The following is a 16,137-nucleotide window of genomic DNA, read 5'->3' as shown; positions in this document are numbered from 1 at the left end:
GGCTCCTGATTCGGAATAAAGGCAAGTCAAGGGCAAGGGCTGCCAAGATCAAGGCAGCCGCATCAAAGAAAGCTTTGCGGATCGACGTCCAGCTGCACATGCACCGTGCCGCGCACCTTCGGCCCGGCGGCCAGCATGCTGCGCAGGTAGGCCTGCATGTCGCTGTTGCGGCGCCCGTGCACGAGAAGGCGGAAGCGGTGGCGGCCGCGCACCAGCGCCAGCGGCGCTTCTGCCGGGCCCAGAACCGTGATGCCGGACACTTTCGGCGCGGCGGCACGCAGACCCCGTGCATGGGTTTCGGCATCGACACGGGTATCGGCCGAGACGATGATCGAGGCCAGACGCCCGAACGGCGGCAGAAGCGCCTTCTCCCGCTCGCCGATCTCGCGCTCGTAGAAGGCGGAGGCATCGCCGGAGACGATCGCCTGCATGACCGGATGCTGCGGCTGATAGGTCTGCAGCAGGCCGTGGCTCTTCAGGCCGGTGCGGCCGGCGCGCCCGGTGACCTGGCTCAGCAGCTGGAAGGTGCGCTCGGCCGCGCGCGGATCGCCGTTCGCCAGCCCGAGATCGGCATCGACGATGCCGACCAGCGTCATCAGCGGGAAGTTATGGCCCTTGGCGACCAGCTGCGTGCCGATGACGATGTCCGCCTCCCCCTTGGCGATCGCCTCCAGTTCGAGGCGCATGCGCTTGACGCCGCCGAGCAGATCGGACGACATGACGATGGTGCGCGCTTCGGGAAAATGCTTTTCCACCTCTTCGGCAATACGCTCAACGCCCGGCCCGCAGGCGACCAGATGGTCAAAGGTGCCGCATTCCGGGCAGGCTTCCGGCGTCTTTTCCGCATAGCCGCATTGATGGCACTGGATCTGGTCCTTGAAGCGGTGCTCCACAAGCCAGCTGGAGCATTGCGGGCACTGGAAACGGTGGCCGCAGACGCGGCAGAGCGTCAACGGCGCATAGCCGCGCCGGTTGAGGAAGAGCAGCGCCTGCTGCCCCTTCTCGATGGTCTTCTTGACCGCCCTCAGCATGACCGGCGACAGAAAGCCGCCGCGTTCCGGCGGATGCCGGCGCATGTCGATGAGGTGCAGGTCGGGCATTGCCGCCTCGCCGAAGCGCGTCGGCAGATGCACCAGATGATAACGCCCGCTGAGCCCGTTGACCTGACTTTCGACCGAAGGCGTGGCCGAGACCAGCACGACGGGAAACTGGCCGATGCGCGCGCGCACCACAGCCATGTCGCGGGCATTGTAGAAGACGCGGTCTTCCTGCTTGTAGGCCGGATCGTGTTCCTCGTCGACGATGATGAGGCCAAGCTCCTCGAAGGGGAGAAACAGCGCCGAGCGTGCGCCGGCCACGACCCGCACCTCGCCGGTGACGACGCCGCGCCAGACCTTTTCGCGCATGCGGGGGGCGAGATCCGAATGCCATTCGGCAGGCTTTGCGCCGAAACGATCCTGGAAGCGCTCGAGAAAGCTCGCCGTCAGCGCGATTTCCGGCAAGAGGATCAGCACCTGCCGGCCCTGGCGCAAGGCTTGCGCGATCGCCTCGAAATAGACCTCCGTCTTGCCGGAACCGGTGACGCCATCGATGAGGGAGGCGGAAAAGCCTCCGGCCTGCATGGCCTCGACAATTTCCGAGGCTGCCTGTTTCTGCGGCCCTTCGATGCGTGGCGCAGTGTAATCGGGATCGGGCCGGGCGACGACCGGTGGCGGCGGCAGGAAGACCGTCTCGAACAGGCCCTGCTTCACCATGCCGTCGATGACGCTGAGCGACACGCCCGCCGCATGCGACAGGCCGCTGCGGGTGAACGGCACTTCGTCGCGCACCAGATCGAGCACGCGGGCGCGGGCCGGCGTCATCCGCTCCGGCTCGCCGCCGCGATAGCGCAGCGCCTCCACCATCGGCTCCGGTTCGAGCGCGGCCGGTGCCCTGACGGCCATGCGCGCCACAAGGCCGGGCGGCGAGAGCGTGTAGGCGGCCACCCAGTCGATGAAGCTGCGCATCTCCGGCGTCAGCGGCGGGCAATCGAAGACCTGGGTGATCGGCCGCAGCTTCTTCGGATCGAGGCGCGGATCGGGCTCGCCGTCCCAGACGACGCCGATCACCTGGCGGGGACCGAGCGGCACCTGCACGACCGAACCCGGCTCCAACGCCATGCCCTCCGGCACGGCATAGCTGTAGGCTTCCGGCACCGGCAGGGGCACCAGAACAGACACCACACGGGCCAGCGGGGGCGCATCGAACAGGGCGCCGAAGAGATCGGACGAATCTTTTCCCATGGTGCGGGACCATGCCCCGGCAGAGAACAAAAGGGAACCGAAATCAGGCCGCGGCCGAACGGATTTCCGACATGGCGAAGCGTGCCTCCGGATCCGCCGCCAGATCGAACACCGTGTGCTTCTCGAGCGCGCGCGTTACCTGCGCCGGATCGCCATCCAGCGCATCGGGCGGGATCATCTGGCCTATGGAGAAGTCGAACAGGTCGCCCTTCTTGTTGAGAAGCTCGTAGAAAACGGTCATGTCGCGCAGTTCCGTCGACCATTTGGCGAACCAGTAGAACAGGCCGGAATTGCGCGCCCGCATGTGCATGGGCAGGATCGGCAGATTGTACTTGCGGGCGAGACTGACGGCGGAGGTCTTCCATGGCCGCTCGTTCAGTCGGCCGTTTTCCCAGTAGGCAATGCGGCCGGAAGGAAACAGCACCGTTACCTTGCCGGTTTCGACCGCATGGTTGGTAAGACGCAGCGTCTCGCGCGCCTTCACCTTGCTCTTGTATTCCTCGCGCCATTCGACGGGAATGATCATTTCGGAAAAGCGCGGATTGACACGCACCGCGTCGCGGTTGGCAAAGAACATCATGTCCGGCCGGCGATCCTTCAGCAGGTCGAACACCGCCACGCCATCGGCAATGCCGGTCGGATGGTTGCTGACGAGGATGAAACCGCCGCTTTGCGGAATGCGCTCGGCATTGCGCACCCGCACATCCAGCTTCAGCAACTGGCTGAGATAGGAGAAGGATTCGAAGCCGGACAGGCCCTCGATGCGGTTGGTGAAGCGGATGGCGCTGCTGTAGCGCAGCAGGGAATAGAGAAAGGGCCGCATCACCGGCCAGAGCGGGTGCCGGACGATGCGCGTGCCGCGTTCGGCAATCAGCGTATCGACGATGTGGCCGGGTGTACCTTGGGAAACGAGGGCAATGGCCTCGGCAAACTGACCGATGGAAGACGTCAACTCACGCCGTTGCATGGAAACTCCCGCCTGCGCATCCTGACCTTATCGCAGCCGTCTGTGATCGAACTATGACAAACACCGCATCAGGCACGGTTAGCGATTTGGTAACGCGCTCCCCACAATGTGGAGCCATGACAGGCAAAATCAACGGGCATGCCGTGAGCGAAATTCTGATTCCCGCCTCCCCCGAGCTGATGGAAAAGCGTCGCCAGTGGCTGGAAAGCCTCAAGGGCGAGCGGCGGCTGGCGGCCAACACGCTGGAAGCCTATGAACGCGACACGCGGCAGTTCCTGACATTCCTCACCGGCCACCTGGGAGGCCCCGCCACGCTCGCCGATATCCACACGCTGCGCACGGCGGATCTGCGCGCTTTTCTCGCCCAGCGCCGACGCGATGGCGCCGGCGCCCGCTCGCTCGGTCGGCATCTGGCCGGCCTGCGCTCCTTCCTGCGCCATCTCGAACGCAAGGGTCTGGTGAATGCCGCAGCTGCCGGGGCCATCCGCGCGCCGAAGCAGCCGAAATCCCTGCCAAAGCCCTTGAGCGACGCACAGGCGCTGCAAGTGGTGACGCAGCAGGCGCAACTGCATGAAGAGCCCTGGATTGCCGCACGCGATGCCGCCGTGCTGACGCTGCTCTATGGCTGCGGGCTTCGCATTTCCGAGGCGCTCGACCTGAGGGCCGGCGACCTTTCCGCCGATGCCACCACGCTCCGGGTGACAGGCAAGGGCGGCAAGACGCGGCTGGTGCCGCTGCTGGCCGTGGTGCCGCAGGCAGTCGAAACCTACCGTGCCCTCTGCCCCTACCATCTTGCTCCGGAAGAGCCGCTGTTTCGCGGCGCGCGCGGCGGCAAGCTGAACCCCGCCGTGATCCAGCGCGAGATGCAGAAGCTGCGCGGCGCGCTCGGCCTGCCGGACAGCGCCACGCCGCATGCGCTGCGCCACTCCTTCGCCACCCATCTTCTGGCCGGCGGCGGCGATCTGCGCACGATCCAGGAACTGCTCGGCCATGCCAGCCTCTCCACCACGCAGGTCTATACCGGCGTCGATCAGGCCCGGCTGCTGGAGGTCTATGACCGGGCGCATCCGCGTGCCTGAAAACGGCGGGGCGGCGAAGGCCTTGCGCCATAATGCCGCCGAACCGCAGCGATTAACCATATTTCTTAAGACTTCATGCAGGCTGTGGCGCTAGGCATGAAACCGATGGCGGGGGACCGGCAGACCCCTGCCTTCCCTCGCAAAGCCGTTCGGGCGCCCTCGCCCGATCACCGGCTCGACATCACGGGTGCCCGACACCGGATACCTGTTTTGGCGTGCCCGCTGCCCCTGGAGCCCGATGCCGATGACCCGCTTCGCCTTCCGTTCCTTCCCGATGTCGTGCCGGCCCGGCGACCTTCTCCTGCGGATGCTTGCGACCCTGCATGTACTGGCGCTCCTCTCATTCCTGCTGGTGCTCGGATGGCTGCAGCCGGTCGCGGCAGCGGAAGACAGCTGCGGCGGCACCAACCTTGCAGCGCAGATGCAGGCAACGGACCCGGCCGCCTATGCACGGATCAGGGGCGAGGCCGATCGCGTCGCCAACGGCAGGTCGATCTTCTGGAAGATCGAGAAGCCGGGCCTTGCCCCCTCCTTTCTGCTCGGCACCATGCACCTGACCGATCCGCGCGTGCTCGCCATGCCGCAGGCTGCCATGCAGGCCAAGGCGGCGGCAAAGGTGATCGTGGTGGAATCGGACGAGATCCTCGACCCGCAGAAGGCCATGTCCAAGCTCATGACCAAACCGCAGCTGACCATGATGACGGATGGCAGGACGCTGCAGAGCTACCTCACCGCCGACGAGACGCGGCTGCTGGAGGCGAGCCTGAAGAAGCGCGGCATTCCGCTTGCCGCCGTCTCGCGCATGCAGCCCTGGATGCTCTACAGCTTCTTTGCCCTCTCCACCTGCGAAATGACCCGCAAGGCCCGGGGCGAGGCCTTCCTCGACCAGAAGATCGCCGAGGATGCGGTGCGCGCCGGAAAGCCGGTGAAGGGGCTGGAAACGCTTGAGGAACAGCTCGAATCCATGGCCGCCGTGCCGACGCAGCTGCACATGAAATCGCTGATGGAGGGCCTCGATCGGGACGACCAGATGGGCGACATCACCGCCACCACCATCGACCTCTATCTTGCCGGCGATATCGGCATGATCATGCCGCTGCTGAAGTCGGTCTCGCCCGATGGCGCCGATGGGGAAGGCTATGCGGCCTTCGAACAGCGGATCGTCACCGAGCGCAATCACCGCATGGCGGAGCGTGCCCTGCCCATCCTGAAGGACGGCGGCGCCTTCATCGCGGTCGGGGCGATGCACCTCGTCGGCGACGAGGGTCTGGTAAGCCTGTTGCGCAAGGCCGGCTATACGCTCACACCTGCTTCCTGACGCCGTGCGTCATGCGGGCCAGCACCTCCGTCTTCCAGTAGAACTGGTGGACCAGCGCGCCGGAGATGTGCACGACAAGAAGAATCCACATCAGAAGCTTCATCGGCCCGCCATGCACGAAGCCCGCCACTTCGACCCCGCCATAATAGGCGGCAATGCCTGAGAGCGGCATCGCGAAGAACAGAAGATAAAGCAGGCCGTGCGTGATCTTGGCCGCGATCTTAAGCGCCGGCGGCTCCACGGCGGGCGCCTCCGGCACGCCCTGCAGGAAGCGCAGACAGAGCCGCAGAATAGCGAGCGCGAGGATCGATATCCCGACATAGGCGTGCAGATTGGCGCCGAAGAGATCATCCGCAGCCGGTGGAACGCCATCTTCAAGCGCATCGGCCACGTGTTCCATGCTTTCGGCAAACAGCAGGTTGAAGAGAATGAAGAGCGCCATGAGCCAGTGCACGGCGCGCTGGGGAATGGAGAAGGAGAGCGGAGACATCGGCATTGTCCTTGTGAGGCCACAGGCGGCCTTTTCAAGGATGAAACGGCCCCGCCTGACACGCAAGCGGGGCCGTAAAATCTGAACGATTTGTCATCCTGAACCTGACAAAGGTCAGGCTGCGGCGGCAATCACATATGGATCGGCTTGAAGAAGGTGGCCAGCGCCGCTTCCTTCACGGCCTCCGACATGGTCGGATGCGCATGGCAGGTACGGCCGAGATCTTCGGAAGAACCGCCGAATTCCATCAGGACGGCCGCTTCGTGGATCATTTCGCCGGCGCCGAAGCCGATGATGTGGACGCCGAGAACACGATCGGTCTCCTTGTCGGCCAGAACCTTGACGAAACCGTCGGTCGCCTGCATGGCGCGGGCGCGGCCATTGGCGGTGAAGGGGAACTTGCCGGCCTTGTAGGCGACGCCTGCAGCCTTCAGCTCTTCCTCGGTCTTGCCGACGGAGGCGACTTCCGGCTGGGTGTAGACGACGCCCGGAATGACATCATAGTTCACATGGCCGTGCTGGCCGGCCAGGATTTCGGCGAGCGCGACACCTTCGTCTTCCGCCTTGTGGGCGAGCATCGGGCCCTTCACCACGTCGCCGATGGCATAGATGCCCGGCACGTTGGTGGCATAATGGCCATCGATTTCCACCCGGCCGCGATTGTCGAGCAAGACGCCGACTTCTTCCAGACCAAGGCCTGCGGTGTAAGGCTTGCGGCCGGTGGCAACCAGCACGACATCGGCGTCGATCGTCTGGGCTTCACCACCCTTGACCGGCTCGAAGGTGACCTTGGCGCCGGTTTCGGACTTCTGAACGCCGGTAACCTTGGCACCGAGGTTGAAGACCATGCCCTGCTTGCCGAGGATGCGCTGGAACTGCTTGGAGACTTCGCCATCCATGCCGCCGAGAATGGTGTCGAGATATTCGACGACGGTGACCTTGGCGCCGAGGCGCATCCAGACCGAACCGAGTTCGAGGCCGATCACCCCGCCGCCGACCACGACCATATGGCCCGGCACCTTGTCGAGCGCGATGCCGCCGGTAGAGGAGACGATGACCTTCTCGTCGATCTCGACCGGAACGCCCGGAATGCCGGCGACGTCCGAGCCGGTGGCGATCACGATGTTCTTCGTTTCGATCTCCTGGACGGTGCCGTCTTCCGCCGTGACGGAGACCTTGCCGGCGGAAACGATCTTGCCGGTGCCGATGAAGCTGTCGATCTTGTTCTTCTTGAACAGGAAGGCCACGCCATCGACGTTGGACTTCACCGTCGCATCCTTGTGGCCCATCATCTTGTCGAGGTTGAGCGTGGTGCCGGAGACTTCGACACCGAGTTCCTCCATGCCGTGCTTGGCATGCGCGAAGACTTCCGAGGCATGCAGCAGGGCTTTAGAGGGAATGCAGCCGACATTCAGGCAGGTGCCGCCGAAGGTGGCGCGCTTTTCGACCACGGCCACTTTCATGCCGAGCTGAGCCGCCTTGATGGCGCAGACATAACCGCCGGGGCCGGTTCCGATTACAACAAGATCATAAGCCATGGATAAGTCCTTCGTTCTGGGCGGTCTATCTGCCGCCGCTGACATTCATGATGGCACCCGTCACGTAGGATGCCTGTGGCGACAGGAGGAACAGCACCGCCTCCGCCACTTCATCCGCCGAGCCGGCGCGTTGCATGGGCACCGACGGTGCCAGATCCCGTGCGCGATCCGGCAGGCCGCCGGAGGCATGGATATCGGTATCGATGATGCCGGGCCGGATCGCATTGACGCGGATACCTTCCGCCGCGACTTCGCGCGACAGCCCGATGGTGAAGGTATCGACCGCACCTTTGGCCGCCGCATAATCCACATATTGCCCGCCGCTGCCGAGGACAGCCGCCATGGACGAGATGTTGACGATGACGCCACCCTTGCCGCCATGGCGGGTGGACATGCGCCTGACCGCCTCGGAGGCGCAGCGGATCTTGCCGATCACGTTGATGGCGAACATACGATCGAGGCGTTCGCGCGACATCTCGTCGACACGGGCCGTCTGGTCGACGACGCCGGCGTTGTTGACCAGACCGTCGAGACGACCGAACTCCCGGTCAACGGCGTCGAAGATGGCGGCAATGCCCTCTTCCGTGCCGGTATCCCCCTGGACGATGCGCGCCGTGCCGCCAGCCTGCGCGATCTGCGTTGCGACCGCCCCGGCGGCTCCAGCATTGGACAGGTAGTTCACGATCACGGCCCAGCCGGCGGCGGCGGCCTTCACGGCAACGGCTGCGCCAATGCCGCGGCTGGCACCGGTGACGAGCAGAACGGGCTTTTGATCCATCGGCATGGTTCCTCCCTTACGACGCCTTCTGAACGGCAAGCTTCAGGCCGAGCGCAATGAACACAAGGCCGCTCGCCCGATCGATCCACTGGCTGGCACGCGAGAAAGCGGCGCGCATGCGCGGCGTCGTCATGAAGATGCTGACGCCGACGAACCAGGCGATCAGGCAACTCGCCATGACAAGGCCGTAGCCGAATTTCACCAGCATCGGCGTATGGGCGCTGACGGCGGTGGAGAAGATCGACAGGAAGAAGAAGACAGGCTTCGGGTTCAGCGCATTGGCGGCAAAGCCGAGGCCATAGGCGCGCAGGCCGGACTGGCGGGACGGATCGGCACCATCAACCTGGACGGAGAGATCCGCCTTGCCGGCGCGCAGCGCCTTGATGCCGATATAGAGGAGATAGGCGACGCCGCACCATTTGACGATATTGAAGAGGGTGATCGACTGGGAGATGATCAGCCCGAGACCGAGGATGGTGTAGGTGACATGGAACATCAGCGAGGTGCCGATGCCGAAGCTGGTGATGATTGCCTGGCGACGCCCATGCACCAGCGACTGGCGCATGACCATGGCAAGATCGGCGCCCGGCGAAACGATCGCGAAGGAGAAGATCGCCATCAGCGAGGCAAGTTCGACCAGATAGGGATGCATCACACGAACAGCCCGATTATCATGAGACCGATGCCGACAAGCGAACCCAGCCAGACCAGCGAACGAAGATAGGGAATGCCAGCCAGATAAAGCGGCAGATAGACGACGCGGCAGGTGAGCCACAGCCAGCCGCCGATCAGGCCCCAGCCGGCCGGATCGCCATAGAAGGCAAGCGCCAGAAGCAGGCCGACCACGGCCGGATAGGTTTCCCGGTAATTTGCCGAGGCCCGCTCCGCGCGCCCCGCGAGCGGCGATTTCGGCTTCCGGCCTTCGTCACGCGGCCCGGCATTCCACTGGGAGCCCAGCTCGCGCGTGGCGAGAAAGCCCTGCAGCATGATGTGGAGGACGAGAAGCACCACGGAAATGACCAGCAGCGCGACATAGGGCGTGGCAAGTGCAGCAACCTGGTCCATCCCGTCCTCCTTTTGTCTTGATTAGAGATCGAGAACCAGACGTTCCGGATCTTCCAGGCTTTCCTTGACGCGCACCAGGAAGGTGACCGCTTCCTTGCCGTCAACGATGCGGTGATCGTAGGAGAGCGCGAGATACATCATCGGACGGATGACGATCTGGCCGCCGACGACGACCGGACGGTCCTGGATCTTGTGCATGCCGAGGATGCCGGACTGCGGTGCGTTCAGGATCGGCGAGGACATCAGCGAACCGTAGACGCCGCCATTGGTGATGGTGAAGGTGCCGCCCTGCATGTCGGCCATGCCGAGCGAGCCGTCACGGGCTGCCTTGGCAAGGCGGCCGAGTTCCTTTTCGACGCCGGCGATCGACAGCTGGTCGGCATCGCGGATGACCGGAACGACGAGACCCTTGTCGGTGCCGACGGCCATGCCGACGTGACAATAGTTCTTGTAGATGATGTCGGTGCCGTCGATTTCGGCGTTGACGGCCGGCAGTTCCTTGAGCGCATGCGTGACGGCCTTGGTGAAGAATCCCATGAAGCCGAGCTTCACGCCGTGCTTCTTCTCGAACACGTCCTTGTACTTGTTGCGCAGGTCCATGACCGCCTTCATGTCCACCTCGTTGTAGGTGGTCAGCATGGCAGCCGTGTTCTGGGCGTCCTTCAGGCGCTTGGCGATCGTCTGGCGCAGGCGCGTCATCTTCACGCGCTCTTCACGAACGGCATCTTCCGTGGTGGACGGCGCACGCGGGGCGGCCGGAACGGCCGGAGCAGCAGCGGCAACCGGGCCCTTGGCGATGGCGGCGAGAACGTCACCCTTCAGCACCTGACCACGCTTGCCGGAACCATCGACATCCGCGGTGTTGATGTTGTTGTCGGCAGCGAGCTTGGCGGCAGCCGGAGCGGCCGGCATGGCCGAGGCGGCAGCCGGTGCCGGTGCTGCGGCCGGAGCCGGAGCGGCAGGGGCAGCCGGTGCAGGCGCTGCGGCAGGAGCGGAGGCGCCAGCGGAACCGGCAGCGCCTTCGGCGATCTGGCCGAGCAGTGCGCCGAGGCCGACGGTTTCGCCCGCCTGGGCAATGATTTCCGTCAGGACGCCGGCTGCAGGCGCCGGCACTTCCACGGTGACCTTGTCGGTTTCCAGCTCGACGATCGGCTCGTCAGCCTTGACCGTGTCGCCAACCTTCTTGAACCAGGTGCCGACGGTTGCCTCGCTGACGGATTCGCCGAGGGTGGGGACGCGAATTTCGGTGGCCATGATCTGTTTCCGTTTTCAATCCGATATCGTGTTGCGCAGGTGAGGACGGGGCGGCTGAAATCAGCCGCCGAGCGCGTCTTCGAGGAAGGCTTCGAGCTGGGCGAGATGCTTCGACATCAGGCCGGTTGCCGGCGAGGCGGCAGCCGGGCGGCCCGTGTAGCGGACGCGCTGATACTTGGCATCGATATGCGCCAGAACCCATTCCAGGTACGGGTCGATGAAGGCCCAGGCGCCCATGTTCTTCGGCTCTTCCTGGCACCAGACCATTTCGGCATGGCGGAAGCGGGAAAGCTCGTTGATGAGCGCCTTGGCCGGGAACGGATAGAGCTGTTCGATGCGCAGCAGGTAGATGTCGTCGATGCCGCGCTTTTCGCGCTCTTCCAGAAGGTCGTAATAGACCTTGCCGGTGCACATCACGACGCGACGGATCTTGGCATCCTTCTGCAGCTTGACCGGGCCGTCCTTGATCACTTCCGCATCGTCCCACAGCAGACGGTGGAACGAGCTTTCGCCCGCCATTTCCGCAAGCGTCGAGGTGGCGCGCTTGTGACGCAGCAGCGACTTCGGCGTCATCAGCACGAGCGGCTTGCGGAAATCGCGCTTCATCTGGCGGCGCAGGATGTGGAAGTAGTTGGCCGGCGTCGTGACGTTGGCAACCTGCATGTTGTCTTCGGCGCAAAGCTGGAGGAAGCGCTCCAGACGGGCCGAGGAGTGTTCCGGACCCTGACCTTCATAACCATGCGGCAGAAGGCAGACGAGACCGGACATGCGCAGCCACTTGCGTTCACCCGAGGAGATGAACTGGTCGAACACCACCTGTGCACCGTTGGCAAAGTCACCGAACTGGGCTTCCCACAGCGTCAGCGCATTCGGGCGGGCGAGCGAATAACCGTATTCGAAGCCGAGAACCGCCTCTTCCGACAGCATCGAATTGATGACTTCGTAGCGTGCCTGGTTCGGCGCGAGGTTGGCGAGCGGGATGTAGCGCTCTTCGGTCTCCTGATCGTAGAGAACCGAATGACGCTGCGAGAAGGTGCCGCGTTCGCAATCCTGGCCGGACAGGCGAACCTTGTGACCTTCGGTGACCAGCGAACCGAAGGCGAGCGCCTCGGCCATGGCCCAGTCGATGCCTTCGCCGGTCTCGATCATCTGCGCGCGGTTTTCCATGAAGCGCTTGATCGTGCGGTGCGCATTGAAGCCATCCGGAACCGTGGACAGCTTGCGGCCGATCTCCTTAAGGCTCTTCATCGGCACGGCGGTCTTGCCGCGGCGCTGCTCGTCGGCATTGTCGGCCGAACGCAGGCCGGACCACTGGCCGTCGAGCCAGTCGGCCTTGTTCGGCTTGTAGCTCTGGCCGGCTTCGAATTCCTGCTCCAGATGCGCGCGCCAGTCGGCCTTCATCTTCTGGAATTCGCCGTCGGTGATCAGGCCTTCGGAGATCAGGCGCTCGGCATAAAGCTCGGTCACCGTCTTGTGGGCGCGGATGACCTTGTACATCTTCGGCTGGGTGAACGCCGGCTCGTCGCCTTCGTTATGGCCGAAGCGGCGGTAGCAGAACATGTCCACCACGACCGGCTTGTGGAACTTCATGCGGAATTCGGTGGCGATCTTGGCGGCATAGGTGACCGCTTCCGGATCGTCGCCATTGACGTGGAAGATCGGGGCCTCGATCATCTTGGCCACATCCGACGGATAGGGCGAAGAGCGCGAATAGGCCGGGTTCGTGGTGAAGCCGATCTGGTTGTTGATGATGACGTGCATCGTGCCGGCAACGCGGTGGCCGCGAAGGCCGGACAGGCCGAGGATTTCGGCAACCACGCCCTGGCCGGCGAAGGCCGCATCGCCATGGATCAGCAGCGGCAGAACCTTGGCGCGCTCCTTGAGCGGAATGACATCGCCATCCCACACCTTGGCCAGCATGTCCTGCTTGGCGCGGGCCTTGCCCATGACGACCGGGTTGACGATTTCCAGATGCGAGGGGTTCGCCGTCAGCGACAGGTGAACCTTGTTGCCGTCGAATTCGCGGTCGGACGAGGCACCGAGATGGTACTTCACGTCGCCGGAGCCTTCGACTTCATCGGGCTTGAAGGAGCCGCCCTTGAATTCATGGAAGACGGCGCGGTGCGGCTTGTGCATGACGTTGGTCAGGACGTTCAGGCGGCCGCGATGGGCCATGCCGAGAACGATCTCTTCCATGCCGTCCTGGCCGCCGCGCTTGATGATCTGTTCCAGCGCCGGGATCAGCGATTCGCCGCCGTCGAGGCCGAAACGCTTGGTGCCCTTGTACTTGACGTCGATGAACTGCTCGAAGCCTTCGGCCTCGACCAGCTTCTGCAGGATCGCCTTCTTGCCGTTCGGCGTGAATTCGACGCCCTTGCCGGGGCCTTCGATGCGCTCCTGGATCCAGGCCTTCTCCTCGGGGTTGGAGATGTGCATGAATTCGACGCCGAGCGTCGAGCAGTAGGTGCGCTGCAGGATGTCCAGCATTTCGCGGATGGTCGCGTATTCGAGACCAAGCACGTTGTCGATGAAGATCTTGCGGTCGTAATCGGCTTCGGTGAAGCCATAGGCCGTCGGCGACAGCTCGTTATAGTCCTCGACCGGTGCGGCCAGACCCAGCGGGTCGAGCTTGGCATGCAGGTGGCCGCGCATGCGATAGGCGCGGATCATCATGATGGCGCGCACGCTGTCACGCGTCGCCTGCAGCACGGCGGCCGGATCGACCGGCTTGCCGGCGGCGGCAGCAGTTGCCTCGGCCTTGGCCTGAACCTTCTTCTCGATGGCCTTCTCGACTACCGGCCAGTTGCCGTCGAGCGCCGAGACGAGTTCGCCATTGGCCGGGATCGGCCAGTTCTTGCGCTGCCAGGAGGCACCGGTCGCCGCCTTCTTCACGTCGTCCGGATTGTCGCCCAGCGCCTTGAAGAAGGATTGCCATTCGGGACCGACCGAATTGGGATCTTCCTCGTACCGAGCATAGAGCTGCTCGATATAGGCCGCATTCGCGCCGTCGAGGAACGAGGTGATGAGAAACTGCTCGTTGGCTTCTTGCCGTGCCATGATCTTCATGCGGGCCTGAACGCCCGCCTCCTGACGTAATTGGGGGCCGGATCTTGGAAAGCGCCGACCGTCGCTTGCATTCGTCATCGCCACGCCGGAAGGACGAACCATTCCCACTTGCGACAGAGGCAGGCGAACCTTTCCTGATTCGCCTGCCCGGAGCTTATCAGCTCGTACTTATGTGGCCTCAGCCCTTGAGGACTTCAACCAGCGTCTTGCCGAGGCGCGCCGGAGAGGGCGATACCTTGATGCCGGCCGCTTCCATCGCGGCAATCTTGGATTCGGCGTCGCCCTTGCCGCCGGAGACAACTGCACCGGCGTGACCCATGGTGCGGCCCTTCGGAGCGGTGCGGCCCGCGATGAAGCCAGCCATCGGCTTCTTGCGGCCCTTCTTGGCTTCGTCGATCAGGAACTGTGCTGCATCTTCCTCAGCCGAACCACCGATTTCGCCGATCATGATGATCGAGGTGGTGGCTTCGTCGGCGAGGAACATTTCCAGCACGTCGATGAACTCGGTGCCCTTGACCGGGTCGCCGCCGATGCCGACAGCCGTCGTCTGGCCAAGGCCTTCGTTGGAGGTCTGGAAAACGGCTTCATAGGTCAGCGTGCCGGAGCGCGAAACGATACCGACCGAACCCTTGCGGAAGATGGAGCCCGGCATGATGCCGATCTTGCATTCTTCCGGCGTCAAGATGCCCGGGCAGTTCGGGCCGAGCAGGCGCGACTTCGACTTGTCGAGCTTGGCCTTCACGCGCACCATGTCCATGACCGGGATACCCTCGGTGATGCAGGTGATGAACGGGATTTCCGCATCGATGGCTTCGATGATCGCGTCGGCGGCGCCTGCCGGCGGAACGTAGATCACGGTCGCATCGGCGCCGGTCTTTTCCTTGCCTTCGGCAACGGAAGCGAAGATCGGGAGGCTCTCGCCCTTGGAACCAGTCCAGGTTTCGCCGCCCTTCTTCGGGTGGATGCCGCCGACCATCTGCGTGCCATAATAGGCGAGCGCCTGTTCGGTGTGGAAGGTGCCGGTCTTGCCGGTCAGGCCCTGTACGAGGACCTTGGTGTTCTTGTTAACAAGAATGGACATTGTCGCTCCGGTCCTTCAATTAGGCGTTGATCGCGGCGACGATCTTCTTGGCCGCATCGTCCAGGTCGTCGGCGGCCGTGATGGCGAGACCCGATTCGTTCAGGATCTTCTTGCCAAGCTCGACATTGGTGCCTTCCAGACGAACGACCAGCGGAACCTTGAGGCCGACTTCCTTCACGGCGGCGATCACGCCTTCCGCGATGACGTCGCACTTCATGATGCCGCCGAAGATGTTGACGAGGATGCCCTCGACCTTCGGATCGGCCGTGATGATCTTGAAGGCAGCAGCGACCTTCTCCTTGCCGGCGCCACCGCCGACGTCGCAGAAGTTTGCCGGCTCCTTGCCGTAGAGCTTGATGATGTCCATGGTCGCCATGGCAAGGCCGGCGCCGTTGACCATGCAGCCGATATTGCCGTCGAGCGCCACGTAGGCGAGGTCCCACTTGGAGGCCTCGATTTCCTTGGCATCTTCCTCGGTCTCGTCGCGCAGCGCCTTGACGTCGTCATGGCGGAACAGGGCGTTGCCATCGAAGGACATCTTGGCGTCGAGAACGCGCAGGTGGCCGTTGGTCATGACGATCAGCGGGTTCACCTCGAGGAGCGCCATGTCCTTCTCGTTGAAGGCCTTGTAGAGCGCCGGGAACAGCGACTTGGCATCCTCGGCGGCAGCGCCTTCGAGCGCGAGTGCAGCCGAGATCTTGGCGACATCATCGGCCGTGACGCCGGCTTCCGGGTCAATCGCGATGGTGTGGATCTTTTCCGGCGTATCGTGGGCAACGGCTTCGATGTCCATGCCGCCTTCCGTCGAAACGACGAAGGCAACACGACCGACCGAACGGTCGACCAGCAGCGAGCAATAGAGTTCGCGGGCAATGTCTGCACCATCTTCGATGTAAAGACGGTTGACCTGCTTGCCGGCTTCGCCGGTCTGGGCCGTCACCAGCGTGTTGCCCAGCATGTCCTTGGCGTGAGCGACCACTTCATCGATCGACTTGGCGAGACGAACGCCGCCCTTGGCCTCCGGGCCGAGTTCCTTGAACTTGCCCTTGCCGCGACCACCGGCATGGATCTGGCTCTTGACCACGTAGAGCGGGCCCGGAAGCTGCTTGGCAGCAGCTTCGGCCTCGTCGGCGGAGAGGATCGCCACGCCTTCAGCGACCGGCGCGCCATAGCCCTTCAGAAGAGCCTTGGCCTGGTATTCATGAATGTTCATCGTCTG

The 16,137-nt window shown here is 63.8% G+C and carries 13 protein-coding genes; 2 read left to right on the top strand and 11 right to left on the bottom strand.

What is annotated here, in order from left to right; all coding sequences use genetic code 11:
• Positions 1 to 62 precede the first annotated feature (62 nt).
• Entirely contained in the window at positions 63 to 2,282 is a 2,220-nt protein-coding gene (locus tag KLP42_RS12535) for a primosomal protein N' (protein ID WP_215567071.1), read from the bottom strand.
• Between the two features lie 43 nt (positions 2,283 to 2,325).
• Positions 2,326 to 3,249, bottom strand: a complete 924-nt coding sequence (locus KLP42_RS12530) for a GNAT family N-acetyltransferase (RefSeq protein ID WP_215567070.1) — start codon at positions 3,247 to 3,249, stop codon at positions 2,326 to 2,328.
• 116 nt (positions 3,250 to 3,365) lie between these two features.
• Between KLP42_RS12530 and KLP42_RS12525 the strand changes: the two genes are divergently transcribed.
• Positions 3,366 to 4,328 carry a tyrosine recombinase XerC gene (locus KLP42_RS12525; RefSeq protein WP_252192950.1) on the top strand — a complete coding sequence of 321 codons (963 nt, stop codon included), beginning with the start codon at positions 3,366 to 3,368 and terminating at the stop codon, positions 4,326 to 4,328.
• A 244-nt stretch (positions 4,329 to 4,572) separates the two neighbouring features.
• The gene (locus KLP42_RS12520) at positions 4,573 to 5,646 is read left to right on the top strand and encodes a TraB/GumN family protein (RefSeq protein WP_252192949.1); all 1,074 of its coding nucleotides are present in this window, start codon (positions 4,573 to 4,575) and stop codon (positions 5,644 to 5,646) included.
• Here the strand turns inward: KLP42_RS12520 and KLP42_RS12515 are convergent.
• The 9 genes from KLP42_RS12515 to sucC form a co-directional block, all read right to left on the bottom strand.
• The gene (locus KLP42_RS12515) at positions 5,630 to 6,142 is read right to left on the bottom strand and encodes a cytochrome b (RefSeq protein ID WP_215567067.1); all 513 of its coding nucleotides are present in this window, start codon (positions 6,140 to 6,142) and stop codon (positions 5,630 to 5,632) included. The genes KLP42_RS12520 and KLP42_RS12515 overlap by 17 nt on opposite strands.
• 125 nt (positions 6,143 to 6,267) lie before the next feature.
• Positions 6,268 to 7,674 carry a dihydrolipoyl dehydrogenase gene (lpdA, locus tag KLP42_RS12510; protein ID WP_215567066.1) on the bottom strand — a complete coding sequence of 469 codons (1,407 nt, stop codon included), beginning with the start codon at positions 7,672 to 7,674 and terminating at the stop codon, positions 6,268 to 6,270.
• Between the two features lie 25 nt (positions 7,675 to 7,699).
• Complete coding sequence (locus KLP42_RS12505; protein ID WP_215567177.1) at positions 7,700 to 8,452, bottom strand: SDR family oxidoreductase; 753 nt, start codon at positions 8,450 to 8,452, stop codon at positions 7,700 to 7,702.
• Positions 8,453 to 8,468: 16 nt separating this feature from the next.
• On the bottom strand, positions 8,469 to 9,104 hold the full coding sequence (locus KLP42_RS12500; RefSeq protein ID WP_215567065.1) for a LysE family translocator: 636 nt from the start codon (positions 9,102 to 9,104) through the stop codon (positions 8,469 to 8,471).
• A complete protein-coding gene (locus KLP42_RS12495; RefSeq protein WP_215567064.1) occupies positions 9,104 to 9,517 on the bottom strand; it encodes an MAPEG family protein in 414 nt (137 codons plus the stop codon). The genes KLP42_RS12500 and KLP42_RS12495 overlap by 1 nt, the downstream gene beginning before the upstream one ends.
• Before the next feature lie 21 nt (positions 9,518 to 9,538).
• A complete protein-coding gene (gene odhB / locus KLP42_RS12490) occupies positions 9,539 to 10,771 on the bottom strand; it encodes a 2-oxoglutarate dehydrogenase complex dihydrolipoyllysine-residue succinyltransferase (protein ID WP_215567063.1) in 1,233 nt (410 codons plus the stop codon).
• Between the two features lie 60 nt (positions 10,772 to 10,831).
• Complete coding sequence (locus KLP42_RS12485) at positions 10,832 to 13,828, bottom strand: 2-oxoglutarate dehydrogenase E1 component (RefSeq protein WP_215567062.1); 2,997 nt, start codon at positions 13,826 to 13,828, stop codon at positions 10,832 to 10,834.
• Between the two features lie 187 nt (positions 13,829 to 14,015).
• On the bottom strand, positions 14,016 to 14,918 hold the full coding sequence (gene sucD / locus KLP42_RS12480; protein WP_215567061.1) for a succinate--CoA ligase subunit alpha: 903 nt from the start codon (positions 14,916 to 14,918) through the stop codon (positions 14,016 to 14,018).
• A 19-nt stretch (positions 14,919 to 14,937) separates the two neighbouring features.
• Positions 14,938 to 16,131: an ADP-forming succinate--CoA ligase subunit beta gene (gene sucC / locus KLP42_RS12475; protein WP_215567060.1), complete on the bottom strand. Its 1,194-nt coding sequence runs from the start codon at positions 16,129 to 16,131 to the stop codon at positions 14,938 to 14,940.
• Positions 16,132 to 16,137 lie beyond the last annotated feature (6 nt).

This window comes from Rhizobium sp. CSW-27, from assembly GCF_018760785.1.
Classification (GTDB): domain Bacteria; phylum Pseudomonadota; class Alphaproteobacteria; order Rhizobiales; family Rhizobiaceae; genus Neorhizobium.
This window is presented reverse-complemented; position numbering and strand designations above follow the sequence as displayed.

Excerpts from the sequence above, each read along its gene's own strand:
- KLP42_RS12535 (WP_215567071.1), bottom strand. The coding sequence starts at position 2,282 with ATGGGAAAAGATTCGTCCGATCTCTTCGGCGCCCTGTTCGATGCGCCC.
- KLP42_RS12530 (WP_215567070.1), bottom strand. The coding sequence starts at position 3,249 with ATGCAACGGCGTGAGTTGACGTCTTCCATCGGTCAGTTTGCCGAGGCC.
- KLP42_RS12525 (WP_252192950.1), top strand. The coding sequence starts at position 3,366 with ATGACAGGCAAAATCAACGGGCATGCCGTGAGCGAAATTCTGATTCCC.
- KLP42_RS12520 (WP_252192949.1), top strand. The coding sequence starts at position 4,573 with ATGACCCGCTTCGCCTTCCGTTCCTTCCCGATGTCGTGCCGGCCCGGC.
- KLP42_RS12515 (WP_215567067.1), bottom strand. The coding sequence starts at position 6,142 with ATGCCGATGTCTCCGCTCTCCTTCTCCATTCCCCAGCGCGCCGTGCAC.
- lpdA (WP_215567066.1), bottom strand. The coding sequence starts at position 7,674 with ATGGCTTATGATCTTGTTGTAATCGGAACCGGCCCCGGCGGTTATGTC.
- KLP42_RS12505 (WP_215567177.1), bottom strand. The coding sequence starts at position 8,452 with ATGGATCAAAAGCCCGTTCTGCTCGTCACCGGTGCCAGCCGCGGCATT.
- KLP42_RS12500 (WP_215567065.1), bottom strand. The coding sequence starts at position 9,104 with ATGCATCCCTATCTGGTCGAACTTGCCTCGCTGATGGCGATCTTCTCC.
- KLP42_RS12495 (WP_215567064.1), bottom strand. The coding sequence starts at position 9,517 with ATGGACCAGGTTGCTGCACTTGCCACGCCCTATGTCGCGCTGCTGGTC.
- odhB (WP_215567063.1), bottom strand. The coding sequence starts at position 10,771 with ATGGCCACCGAAATTCGCGTCCCCACCCTCGGCGAATCCGTCAGCGAG.
- KLP42_RS12485 (WP_215567062.1), bottom strand. The coding sequence starts at position 13,828 with ATGGCACGGCAAGAAGCCAACGAGCAGTTTCTCATCACCTCGTTCCTC.
- sucD (WP_215567061.1), bottom strand. The coding sequence starts at position 14,918 with ATGTCCATTCTTGTTAACAAGAACACCAAGGTCCTCGTACAGGGCCTG.
- sucC (WP_215567060.1), bottom strand. The coding sequence starts at position 16,131 with ATGAACATTCATGAATACCAGGCCAAGGCTCTTCTGAAGGGCTATGGC.